At 30.7% G+C, this 12,191-nt stretch carries 10 protein-coding genes and 2 pseudogenes; 2 read left to right on the top strand and 10 right to left on the bottom strand.

Annotation, left to right across the window (positions count from 1 at the left end):
* Nucleotides 1–65 precede the first annotated feature (65 nt).
* The 5 genes and pseudogenes from EQ029_RS11840 to EQ029_RS11860 form a co-directional block, all read right to left on the bottom strand.
* Nucleotides 66–1,559, bottom strand: coding sequence for an aldehyde dehydrogenase family protein (locus EQ029_RS11840; protein ID WP_033080169.1), 1,494 nt, complete (start codon nucleotides 1,557–1,559; stop codon nucleotides 66–68).
* A 70-nt stretch (nucleotides 1,560–1,629) separates the two neighbouring features.
* Nucleotides 1,630–1,767: pseudogene (locus EQ029_RS11845) on the bottom strand (NAD(P)H-dependent oxidoreductase); the annotation flags it as partial.
* Nucleotides 1,768–1,908: 141 nt separating this feature from the next.
* Nucleotides 1,909–3,039 carry an NADH-dependent flavin oxidoreductase gene (locus tag EQ029_RS11850; RefSeq protein ID WP_033080168.1) on the bottom strand — a complete coding sequence of 377 codons (1,131 nt, stop codon included), beginning with the start codon at nucleotides 3,037–3,039 and terminating at the stop codon, nucleotides 1,909–1,911.
* 200 nt (nucleotides 3,040–3,239) lie between these two features.
* Nucleotides 3,240–3,662, bottom strand: a complete 423-nt coding sequence (locus EQ029_RS11855) for a MarR family winged helix-turn-helix transcriptional regulator (RefSeq protein WP_033080167.1) — start codon at nucleotides 3,660–3,662, stop codon at nucleotides 3,240–3,242.
* A 774-nt stretch (nucleotides 3,663–4,436) separates the two neighbouring features.
* Entirely contained in the window at nucleotides 4,437–4,997 is a 561-nt protein-coding gene (locus EQ029_RS11860; RefSeq protein WP_011276852.1) for a TetR/AcrR family transcriptional regulator, read from the bottom strand.
* 142 nt (nucleotides 4,998–5,139) lie between these two features.
* On the opposite strand from EQ029_RS11860, the gene EQ029_RS11865 reads away from it, so the two are divergent.
* Both EQ029_RS11865 and EQ029_RS11870 read left to right on the top strand, forming a co-directional pair.
* Nucleotides 5,140–5,868, top strand: a complete 729-nt coding sequence (locus tag EQ029_RS11865) for an ABC transporter ATP-binding protein (protein ID WP_011276853.1) — start codon at nucleotides 5,140–5,142, stop codon at nucleotides 5,866–5,868.
* Complete coding sequence (locus EQ029_RS11870) at nucleotides 5,865–6,950, top strand: ABC transporter permease (protein ID WP_011276854.1); 1,086 nt, start codon at nucleotides 5,865–5,867, stop codon at nucleotides 6,948–6,950. Before EQ029_RS11865 ends, EQ029_RS11870 begins: the two co-directional genes overlap by 4 nt.
* Nucleotides 6,951–7,317: 367 nt before the next feature.
* On the opposite strand, the gene EQ029_RS11875 is transcribed toward EQ029_RS11870, so the two are convergent.
* The 5 genes and pseudogenes from EQ029_RS11875 to lqo all read right to left on the bottom strand — a co-directional run bounded on the left by EQ029_RS11875 (nucleotide 7,318) and on the right by lqo (nucleotide 12,130).
* Entirely contained in the window at nucleotides 7,318–7,419 is a 102-nt protein-coding gene (locus tag EQ029_RS11875) for a type I toxin-antitoxin system Fst family toxin (protein ID WP_011276856.1), read from the bottom strand.
* Between the two features lie 361 nt (nucleotides 7,420–7,780).
* Nucleotides 7,781–8,266, bottom strand: a complete 486-nt coding sequence (gene isaB, locus EQ029_RS11880; protein WP_011276857.1) for an immunodominant staphylococcal antigen IsaB family protein — start codon at nucleotides 8,264–8,266, stop codon at nucleotides 7,781–7,783.
* A gap of 202 nt (nucleotides 8,267–8,468) precedes the next feature.
* A pseudogene (locus EQ029_RS11885) lies at nucleotides 8,469–10,167 on the bottom strand (IS1182 family transposase).
* Nucleotides 10,168–10,513: 346 nt separating this feature from the next.
* Complete coding sequence (locus tag EQ029_RS12800; RefSeq protein WP_076690092.1) at nucleotides 10,514–10,624, bottom strand: SE2200 family small protein; 111 nt, start codon at nucleotides 10,622–10,624, stop codon at nucleotides 10,514–10,516.
* Between the two features lie 9 nt (nucleotides 10,625–10,633).
* Nucleotides 10,634–12,130, bottom strand: coding sequence for an L-lactate dehydrogenase (quinone) (gene lqo, locus EQ029_RS11895; RefSeq protein WP_057504941.1), 1,497 nt, complete (start codon nucleotides 12,128–12,130; stop codon nucleotides 10,634–10,636).
* Nucleotides 12,131–12,191 lie beyond the last annotated feature (61 nt).

The following is a 12,191-nucleotide window of genomic DNA, read 5'->3' on the forward strand; positions in this document are numbered from 1 at the left end:
CCGACAAAGTATACACTTTTGTCGACATTTCAAGACATTTATTAAACTATTTAATTATATTTTAATTAGTATAAGCCTTTTGTTTCATTACTTGTATCAATAAAGATGTTTTTAACTTGTTGATAGTTTTTAATTGCATCTTTATAAACTTCACGGCCGATACCAGATTTTTTATAACCACCAAATGGTGCACCAGATGGAATTTGATTATACGTATTAACCCAAATACGACCAGTACGAATTGCTTTTGCAACATTTAATGCACGAAGTAAGTTTGTAGTGAAGACACCACCAGCTAAACCATATTCTGAATCATTAGCAATGTTAATTGCTTCTTCTTCATCTTCGAATTTTTCAACAACAATAACAGGTCCAAAAATCTCTTCTTGAGCTAATTTATGACTATTATCTGAAAGTTCAATGATTGTTGGTTCGAAGAAGTAGCCCTTATCTAAACCATTATCAGTAATACGATGTCCACCCGTTAAGATATTTGCTTTGTCATCTTCTTCTGCTAATTTAATATAACTTTCGATTTTTTCAATTTGTTCTGGACCAGTTTGTGCACCCATTTTTGTATCTTCAGCGAATGGGTCACCCACTTTAATATTTTCGAACGCTTCTTTTAATTTTGGTAATAATTTATCATATAAAGATGATTGTACTAATAAACGTGAACCGGCACTACATACTTCACCTTGGTTGAATAGAATACCAAATTGAACGCCTTCAATGACTTGATCTAAATTTGCATCATCAAAGATAATATTAGCACTTTTACCACCAAGTTCTAATGTAGTTGGCACAATACGTTCAGCGCCTACTTTAGCAACACCATAACCTACACTTGTTGAACCAGTGAATGACAATTTATTTACACCTTCATGTTTGAAAATCGCATCGCCTGATTCTGAACCTTTACCAGTAATGACGTTGACTACACCTTTAGGTAACACATCTTGAAGAATTTTAGCTAATTCAATTAAGCTTAATGGTGTAGAAGAAGAAGGGTGAATTACCACTGTATTACCCGCTGCTAATGCTGGACCTAATTTCCAAGATGCAAGTAGGATTGGGAAGTTCCATGCTACTACTGCACCTACTACTCCCACAGGTTCATTTACAACTAAACTCATCGTGTTATGATCTATTTGGTTAACCGAACCTTCATCAGTCGTTAATACTCCTGCAAAATATTTAAATTGTTCAGCTACTTGAGGAACATCAATTGTTGATGTTTCACGGTAAGGTTTACCATTTTGAAGTGATTCAACTGTTGCTAAGTGTTCCTTATTTTCTTCAATACGACGACTAATTTCTAATAAATAATCTGCACGTTCTGCTTTAGAAATTTTACTCCAACTATCAAATGCCTCATGTGCTGATTGCACTGCTTTATCAACATCTTTTTCATTTGCTTTAGCAACTTTGGCTAATTCTTCACCATTTGCTGGGTTAGTTACCGTAAGTGTTTCTCCACTTTCACTTGGTTGGAATTCACCATTTATAAATAAATCATATTGTTCATCTAAAAAATCTCTAACATTTACTTTTGCCATACGTTTTCATCCCTCTTTCTTTGTTTATAAATCATAACGTAATTCTATATAAAGTAATGTTAAATTCACTTCATTCATTGATACGTTTTGTAGGATTCTCTTTTCTATAACCAAAAGCTACCATAACTGAAGGTGCAAACTGATTACTATCAATGATCCCTTCATGTTCTAATAACTCAGTTACGCCATCTAAATCGAAACCTTCCATTAAGATTTATTTGTAAAAATTCAATTTTTAAAAAAGTTTTCATCGATAAAATCTTTTGCACTCATTGTCATAATGAATCGCTCATTTTTAATTAAAACATCGTAGATACATGTGGACAAATACCAATATTATGTGTTAACTTCACTGTTTTTTTCTTGGTACTGGATAGAAATCATCATTTAAACGTTTCCAAAGTTTCGGTGGTAAATCGTGTTTATCTTGGCGATCTTCATCGAATTCGGAAATGATTGTTTCATCTTTACCATTTACAATTTTGTTCACAAAATTGTGGTCGATAAGAAGTTCTCTTCCTAAGGCAATCATTTCAATGTAAGGAGATTCAATTGCTTCTAAAGCTTCTTCAGCAGTAAAGATGGATCCAATACCAATGAGAGGCATACGACCATTTATCCAACCATGAAGTAACTTGATTCTTTCTTCGCCAGTGTATTTACCTTCGCGTGTTTGAGAATGAACATCCATAAGTGATACGTGAAGATAATCCAAAGGCTGCTCTCTTAATTGTTTAATCAAAGATTCTGTAATTTCCATTGTTATACCACCATCTTCAGGCTCTTCAGGTGAAAAACGATAGCCTACAATAAAATTTTCTAAATCATGAGATTTAACTGTTCTAATAACTTCATCAATGACAGCTAATGGGAATTTAAATCTATCTGTACCCCACTCATCATTTCTGCGATTGTAATAAGGTGATACAAATTGTTGAATGAGATAATGATTTGCACCATGAATCTCAACGCCGTCAAATCCTGCTTGAATTGCTCTACGTGTCGCTTCGCCGAAAGCTGTAATTGTGTCTAGAATTTCAGTTTTAGTCATTTCTCGTGCATCGTGTGGCTGTGTTTCATCATAACTCTTCATTGTGATTGGACTAGGGCCAGCAACATCGCCATTTGGTGTTAAACGAAGTAGTGATTGCACACCACCATGGTGAATTTGGATAATTGCTTTAGCACCATTCTGTTTCATCGCTGTTGCTAATTTAGTTAATCCTTCTAAATCAGAATCATGTGCGACGGATGGTTGACCAGGGAATGCTTTTCCTAAGTCTGTAACATTACTGGCAGCAGTAAGTGCAAGACTCACATCTGATGAACGTTGAGCCATATAAGTGATTACATCATCATTAATGGTACCGTCATCATTAGAAGATTCATGTGTTAAAGGTGCTAATACAAAACGATTGCGCAATTCTAAACCGTTGGGTAACTTCAATGTTTCAAAAAGTGGTTCAAATGCTTTCTTCATAATAAAAAATCCTCCTCAAAAAATATATGCATGAGTCATACATATAAATTAATCCTAAATTTTTTTATGTCAAGAAAAGGAAGAGGGAGCGAAATCAAATTTTCTTATTGAGATTTTGTAGCCCGCCCCTGCCAGGATGACTAGGGTTAAAAAAGAGTCTGAGACATCTATATATGTTCCAGACTCTTAGTTACTTTATATTAAATTGATTGAACAAAATTTTTCATCAAGACCTCTACATCTACAGAACCAAAATGTTTTGCTAAGATTTCTCGGAAAATATTCAAACTGCCTGTTAATTTTTGTTCACCGATATCGGTAATTCGCGTATATGTCCCTCTACGGTCATCATCGCAGATACATTTTTCTAACGCACCGCATTTACTTGATTCCATATTTGTTACAATTCTAGAAAGAGCACTCTGACTTAATAAAATTAATTTTTGTAGTTCTTGTAATCTTAATTTTTTGTCAGGCGCAATAGAAAGATAGTAAAGTACATAAAACTCTTTTAATGATAAATGATATTCGTATTGTAAAACACCTTCTAATTCTTTTTTGACAATACTTTGAATATCATCCATTTTAAGCCAATAAGTCATAAAATCATTATTTGAATCCATCTGATGTCACCTACTTTACAATTTAATGATACATTTCTTTTGAAAATGATGGATTAGCTATTGTTATATACATTCATTACATTTTGAGCGTCATGCTTAAATTTGAGATTTCTAATTATGGGACAGTTGGGTTTGTAAATAATTACCCCTAAAAGCTGATAAGTATAAAAAGTATAAGCCTTTACTATAAAAGATAATACCATATATTTCAAATTGAGCACGTTTTTAAATTCAAGCAATTAGTTTATCTTTTTATAATAAAAATATCAAATTTCAAAGCACAACCCTCCAATATACGTATTTAGTGTACAATAATTTAGTTTTAACCATATTTTTTCGGTTTTTGAATACTCACTTATTAAGAAACAAAAAAGTGTATAGAAAAGGATATTTTCTTAACAAGCTATTTTAATACAACTTACTTGTTAAAAGATAAAGCATTAGAGAAGTTCAAATGTAATTATAATTACATTAAAGAAAAAATTTTTATAAGTAATCGACACTTTAAGATTTAAAAGGATAGTTCTTAGCTATCCTTTTTCTCATTTATTAGGGAAATAATTTTCATATATCAAGTAAAGTTACAGTTGCGATAATTTCAACAACTTACTTTGTATGATTAGGGTGTACTCAAGTTAGGCACTTATAATATTTTCATTCTTCATCTATAAAAATATAAGTCTTCGTAAACCAATAGCTATCATATTAATGATATATAAATTTAAAGAAGAAAATACGTTTAAAAGGAACCAATATCATTGTTCAAAATGTCTATTAAACAAACACAGTCTTAAAAATATTATTTATTGCATATGTGAGTTCTTTCGGTGATTCTTGTCTGCCTCTTTGAACCCAATCTTGTAATACACCAAAAATAGCATTACTCATAAATATTATTAGTAAGTACTTTTCTTTATTTGTTAGTGAATTAGTATTTATTATAGGTACTAAATGAACTTCAATATTTTGTTGAAAATTTTTCTTTATTGCTTGATGAATAATGTATGCACTCTCATCTTTTAATAGTAGTAACAATAATTCCCCTTCATAAAGCCAAAAATTTAATACATATTCAAAAAATTGTATTCGTTCTATATGTTCATTTTTTCTCAACCATTTTTTCAATTTTTTCATCATTTCTTTTTGATATTGATATAAAAAATCATCTTTATTTGTATAATGCTGATAAAAAGTCCCTCTACTAATACCACTTTCTCGACAAATATCTTTGACATTTATATCTTTATAAGGTTTGTCCTCTAATAGTCGAATCATATCGTTTTCAATTTTAGTTAATGTTTTATATACACGCTTATCTATAATATTTTCATTCATTTATTGAATTCTCCTAAACGTTTTTGAACACTTATTATTATTGTGTTTGATTATTTTTAATTAATACACTCTAACTTAGAAAATTAACTTATATTGAATATACAGTAATTAAACACAGTGTCAAATAAGGAGGAAAAATCATATGGCACAAACGATTGCAAAATTAACTGATGCAGTAAAGCAGTACGATAAACATAAAGTATTAGATCATATTAGCTTAAATATTCAAGAAGGAGAGTTAATCGGTCTCATAGGCCCTAGTGGATCTGGTAAAACCACGACAATCAAATGTTTACTTGGTATGGAAAAATTAAATTCAGGAACGACAGAAATATTTGAACAACGTATGCCTAACCGTCAAGTGTTAAGCCATATTGGTTATATGGGGCAGAGTGATGCACTCTACGAATCATTATCCGCTAAAGAGAATCTTATCTTTTTTGGTCATCTAGCGGGAATAAAAGGCAAACAGTTAATAAGTAGTATTAATCATAATATGGGGCTAGTTAATTTGGAAGAGAAATTGAATAAGACTGTTAATACATTTTCAGGTGGTATGAAACGTCGTTTATCATTAGCAATCACACTTTTATCTGACCCAAGTCTCATCATACTAGATGAACCTACAGTAGGTATTGACCCTAAATTAAGACAACAAATATGGAATCAATTAAAGTATCTAACTAAACAAGGTAAAGCGGTTATCGTTACGACACATGTCATGGATGAAGCTGAACGTTGTGATAAAATCGGCCTCATTGTAGAGGGTCGACTCTTCGCAATAGGTACACCAAATGAATTAAAACAAAAATTCAATGTTGAAACAATAGAAGAAGTCTTTATTAAAGGTGAGGAGGTTAAAAATCAATGAAACTTTTAGCAATGATTCAACGTGTCATCATTGAATTATTAAAAGATAAACGTACACTAGCACTTATGTTTTTAGCACCTTTATTAGTCCTTACATTAATGTATTTTATTTTTAATTCAGATGAAGATACAACATTAACTATTGGTATTGACAACTCTGTATCAACTCAAATTACAGATTCTATTGAAAGTAACAATGTTAAATTTAAGGATTTTACATCAAGCCAACATATTAAATCTAAAATTGAACATCATCATTTAGATGCTTTTATTTATCAAAATAATCAAACCATACATGTTACGTACACTAATGAAGATCCAAGTAAATCGGCTTCGATTAAACAACTCCTTCATCAATCCATTCAAAAAAATAAAATGAATGATATAAAAAAAGTAATGGTGTCTTTACCACAGTCTGCTAAAAATAAAGACACTAAAGATATCCAATTAGATAATACCTATTTATATGGTGATGAAGATAGTAATTATTTCGATAAAATGTTCCCTATTCTCATGAGTTTCTTTGTCTTTTTATTTGTTTTTCTTATCTCAGGCATAGCACTTTTAAGAGAGCGCACAACTGGAACAATAGAACGTGTACTAGCGACACCAATTAAAAGAAGTGAAATTGTTTTTGGTTACTTAATTGGATATGGTATTTTTGCTATAATTCAGACTTTAATTATTGTACTTTTCTCAATATATTTATTAAATATCAATTTAGCAGGCAGTCTGGCTTACGTTATACTTATTAATATTTTATTAGCTATTGCAGCATTAGTAATGGGAATTTTCATTTCGACCTTTGCAAATTCAGAATTTCAAATGATTCAATTCATACCTATTGTTGCTATTCCACAGGTATTCTTTTCTGGAATCTTCCCATTAGAAAATATGTCACCATGGTTAAGTAATATTGGCTACTTATTCCCACTACGATATGCTGGTCATGCCTTAACAAATATTATGATTAAGGGTCAAGGATGGTCTAATATATGGTTTGATGTATTGATACTTTTTGTTTTCATTATAGTATTTACTACTATGAATATTATTGGCTTAAAACGATATAGAAAAGTCTAATATGACTTTAATTTTAAAATTTTATCCATCAATGAATGGGATTTTTATGCCTTTTCTTTCAAATTTCATACAAAATAGGAGTATATTATTGAATCCAACGGCTATAGTGATTACGTCATTATTAAATTGCTTATATCTAAAATAATTCATAGAGAGCGCTCTTTTTTGTTAAATTTAATACTATAAATTGACTTGGCAATAGAACCATATTATGAGGATAATCTTATGAACTCTCATTATACATCTTTTTGCATTCTTCTACTAACCAGTGTTATAATTTAGACAACAAGAGCTTCGTGCATTATATGCACCAATCCCCTCACTACTCGCAATAGTGAGGGGATTTTTAGGTGCTGGCTAATATCGCCTATTTTTTCTTATTGTTACGTGTACGTAGCCAATACGTAAATAACGCAACAATACAACCACTGATGACTGTGGTCGTGATGTGAACAAGAGCTTCGACCATCTGATATGCACCTCCTCTCTGCGTCTAAATTGACGCCTGAGAGATAGGCGACCTGTATATTATATCATCTGTACTAGATGAGTTACAGATAACTTCCGATAAGCCGTCTTATGTTATATAACTTTGTTTTTTATGGTATCAAGACAAGAAGATCATCCTCCAAAAACTTGTCGAATGGTCAGTTTAATAGCTCACGCTATACCGACATTCGTCTCCAAGTTTAGTTAAGGGTTCTTCTCAACAATCAATAAATTTTCTCGGCATAAATGCGTGTCCTATTATTTATTTTATTCACTTTAAATAAAAAAAACGTGAAGTAAGCGAATTTGCAACTTACCTCACGGTTTATACCTAAAATGTCTTATTCACTCATAATTTGACATTTATTCACATAGCCATTGTCAATATAAAATCGGACATTTTTATTACCAATTTTGTACATATATACCTCACCCCATGCTGAAGTAGGAGAGTAATAATTTGGTTGACCATAATTTTGAATTAAAGTATTTTCATTAATAGAGTTTCCATCGAGAGAAAAGAAAACACCATTAGCTTTATTCTCAGATACACTATAAAGTGTTTGATCGTATAAATTTATTCGATTGTCACCAGTTGGATTCTTTGATATTTGATATCCGTTGATAGTAAAATTATCGTATTTCAATGACTCTTTGAAATTTTTGTCTAATATAAATCCACTTTGATACGCAGTATAACCATCATAATTATAATAAGGTTCGATAGACTCTTGCGCCTGTGCTTCCGTTGCATTAAATAGTTCGGGCGTTACAGAGAAACCCAAAACAATACCACTAGCTAGAACAATTTTAGAAAATTTCTTCATAAAAACCCTCCTAATTATTTATAATACATCTATTATTATTACATATATATTACAAAAAACATCAAAATTACAAAAAAATTACAAAAATTACAAAAATATCTAAAGTTATTACTTTATCAACTTCGAAATTTAAATCATCAATCATTTTTTGTGACGCTCATAGTTAAACTCTGTTTACTTATAAACTCTTTTTATGTGATACCTATAGACAATTGAAATTCCAAAACAAAAAATGAGTCCGGGACATAAAGTTCTTGGATAAGTGAAAAAAAGACAATTTCTATTGAAATAATATAGAAATTGTCTTTTTTATAAATTTTTTGATTATTTTCAGCTCGTTGAGCTACTACTTTTCTTATATTAAGTGCCATTAATACAAAACCAAGTTCTCTTTTGACTTTATTGAGTCCTCGGACAGACATCCGAGTGAAACCCAAAATAGCCTTCATAAATCCAAAAACAGGTTCCACATCAATTTTTCTTTGACTGTAGATATTTTTTGTTTCTGGTTCTGAAAGCTTTTTGTTAATTTGGGATTTAAAATATTCCCAGTTATAATTCTTCATTATTTTTTTGTTTGTTTTTGAATTGAAGTTCATACATTGATTTTTCAGAGGACATTCTGAACAATCATCACATTCATATAATTTGAAGTCTCGCTTATAACCATACTTATCATGACGATAGGCATATCTTTTAAAACCTAGCCGTTTATTATTCGGACAAATGAATTCGTCATTAATTTCGTCATAGTTCCAATTTTGAGTATTAAAGATGTCACTTTTATATTTTTTAGTTTTATCTTTTATAAACATTCCATATGTTATGAGTGGCGTTCGATTAAAGTCATCTATAATTGCCTTATAATTTGATTCACTACCATAACCTGCATCAGCTACAATATATTCAGGTAAATGACCGTAGGTCTCTTGAATTGAATTTAAAAATGGAATCATCGTTCTAGTATCCGTTGGATTTTGATACACATTATAAGATAAAACAAATTGGGAATTTGTCGCTATTTGTAAATTATACCCTGGCTTAAGTTGTCCATTTTTCATGTGATCTTCTTTCATTCTCATAAATGTCGCATCATGATCTGTCTTAGAATAACTATTTCTATCCTTTAAAATAGATTTTTGAAATTCGTATCGATACTTTCGCTCAAAATAATCATTGATTTGCTTTTTGTATTTTTTGATTTTAGTTCTTTTGAGACGTATTTGTTTTCTTGTTTTAGTACATTTTTCATTGTTGATATGTTGGTTTAAATCTTCGATTTCTTTATCTAAGTGACTACCAATCAAATCTATTTCTTCTTTTGTTAATTCATTATCATGATCTTCTTTAATTTCCGGTATGATTTTATTGGTTACCAATTCATGGTAGAGGGCTTTAGAATCCTCATTCATCTTTGATTCATGGTTTTGAATACTCTTTTTCCATACAAATGTATATCGATTGGCATTTGCTTCAATTTTTGTACCATCAATAAAAATAGCTTTATCATCTATAAGATTTTGTTTTACACACTGACTGTAAAATTGAATAAATAAAGATTCTAATAAAGCATCTACTTTTGGATTTACTCTAAATCGATTAATTGTTTTATAAGAAGGTTTTTGATTTTGTGATAGCCACATCATTCGGATGCTATCATTAAGCATTTTTTCTATTTTACGACCTGAGAATACAGATTGTGTGTAGGCATATAGAATCACTTTTAACATCATTTTAGGATGGTACGAAGTTGCACCACGGTGATGTCTGAATTCGTCGAATTCATTGTCAGGAATTGTTTCAACAATATCATTTACATGTCGTGAAATATCATTTGTGGGGATAAGAACTGAAGTTTCCATTGGTAGAGTAAGTTGAGTCATGTTATAATTTTTATACATAAGGCACCTCGTTAATTTAGTTTAGTGATGTTTATTAAATTATACGAAAGTGCTTTATTTTTTTAAAGTATTACAATGTAAAATTACATATAAATACAAAGTATTTTGGCGAGACTCTTGAGGGAACAGGACAAGCTGAAGACTACAGGCTGAAGCTGTCCCCTAAGAAAGCGAGCCAACAATACGGAGTATTGTAAATAAAGAAGCCAGTAAATGAATTTGTTAAAACTCATTTACTGGCTATTTCTCTAGGGTTTATGTCCCAGACTCATTTTTAATTAGTTTATTCAATTTTTCAATATAAAAGATACTATTGATATTATACTCTTGACGATTATAGATAAATTTAATATTCAATATTTGGTATTTTATTTACATGTTTTTGATAGCGCTTAAGTACACTATAACCAATAGTACAAATAGCTATTGTTACAAATAATTTTTTCAAATTTGTCATTCCTTTTCTCTATTTGTTTTCATAATAATTTAATTCTAAGTCTTTAGATGTTTGTTTTCGAATGCTTCTCATTAATCCAATATCATTAACTAATGATTGACCGTAAGATGGTATCATTTTTTTGATTTTTGGTGTCCATTTTGATTCATATTCTGAGAAGTTTTTTTCAAGTACTTCTAAAGCTACAGAAACTGAAGTTGAAGCTCCAGGTGACTCTCCTAGTAAAGCAATAACTGAGTAATCTTTAGAATTAACTACTTCCGTTCCAAATTGAATATAACCTTTTCCATGGGCAGGTGTATCTTTAATGACTTGTACACGTTTACCAGCAGTATATAACTGCCAATCTTCATCACGTGCTTCTGGATAAAACGTACGTAAATGATTCATACAACCTTCTTTAGTCATTAATATTTGATCAAACGAATATTTAATTAAAGGTAAGTTTTTTACTGCGGCAGATAAAAGCGTTGAAATATTATATGGTTTAATTGATTTAAATAAATCTAAATTTGAACCGTTTTTTAAGAATTTAGGACCTACACTAGCAAATGGGCCAAATAATAGTGTACGTTCACCATCAATATAACGCGTATCCAAGTGAGGTACAGTCATAGGTGGTGTACCTTTGGGCTCTTTACCATATACCTTAGCGTCATGCTTGGCTATGATATCAGGGTTAGTACAAATTAAGAATTGACCTGTAATTGGGAATCCTCCCAAATTTTTACTTTCTGGAATACCTGTTTTTTGTAGTAATGGAATTGCTCCACCACCAGCACCAATAAATACATAATCAGCAAGTTCTGTTTGCACATCACCACTATTGCGTTGACGTATTTTAACTTCCCATTTACCACCTTTTTGATGATTAAAATCTATGACTTCATGATTATATTGAACATTAGCATTTGGATGTTGTTCAATATTTTTAGCCATTTTTCGAGTAAGCTCACCAAAATTAACATCGGTACCTTCATTAATTTTACTAGCGGCCATAATATCACTCGAATTATGCCCTTTCATCATTAAAGGAATCCATTTTCTCATTTCCTCAATATCTTCCGTATATTCAATATTGTCAAACATCGGAAAATCTTTCATCGCATAATAGCGATCTTTTAAAAATTGAACATTATTTTTACCTCTTACAAAGCTAATATGAGGTAAAGGCTGAATAAATTCTTTAGGGTTAGAAATACTTTTATTTTTAACTAAGTGACTCCAAAATTGTTTCGAAATTTCGAATTGCTCATTAATTTCTTTTGCTTTTTCAATATCAATTGAGCCATCAGGTTTTCTTACTGTATAGTTCAGTTCACATAAAGCAGCATGACCAGTTCCAGCGTTATGACGTTCATTAGAACTTTCAATTCCTGGACGATCTAAACGTTCATATAGTTTAATATTCCAATTAGGTTCTATTTCTTTAAGCATAGAACCAAAAGTAGTACTTAATACCCCGGCACCAATAATGACAACTGTTTTTGACTCTTTAGTATTCATAAATGATTCCTCTTCCTTTTTTGTGACTAAGTAGTAGTGTAATACAATTCATCTTATAATA

The sequence above is a fragment of the Staphylococcus haemolyticus genome (genome assembly GCF_006094395.1).
Classification (GTDB): domain Bacteria; phylum Bacillota; class Bacilli; order Staphylococcales; family Staphylococcaceae; genus Staphylococcus; species Staphylococcus haemolyticus.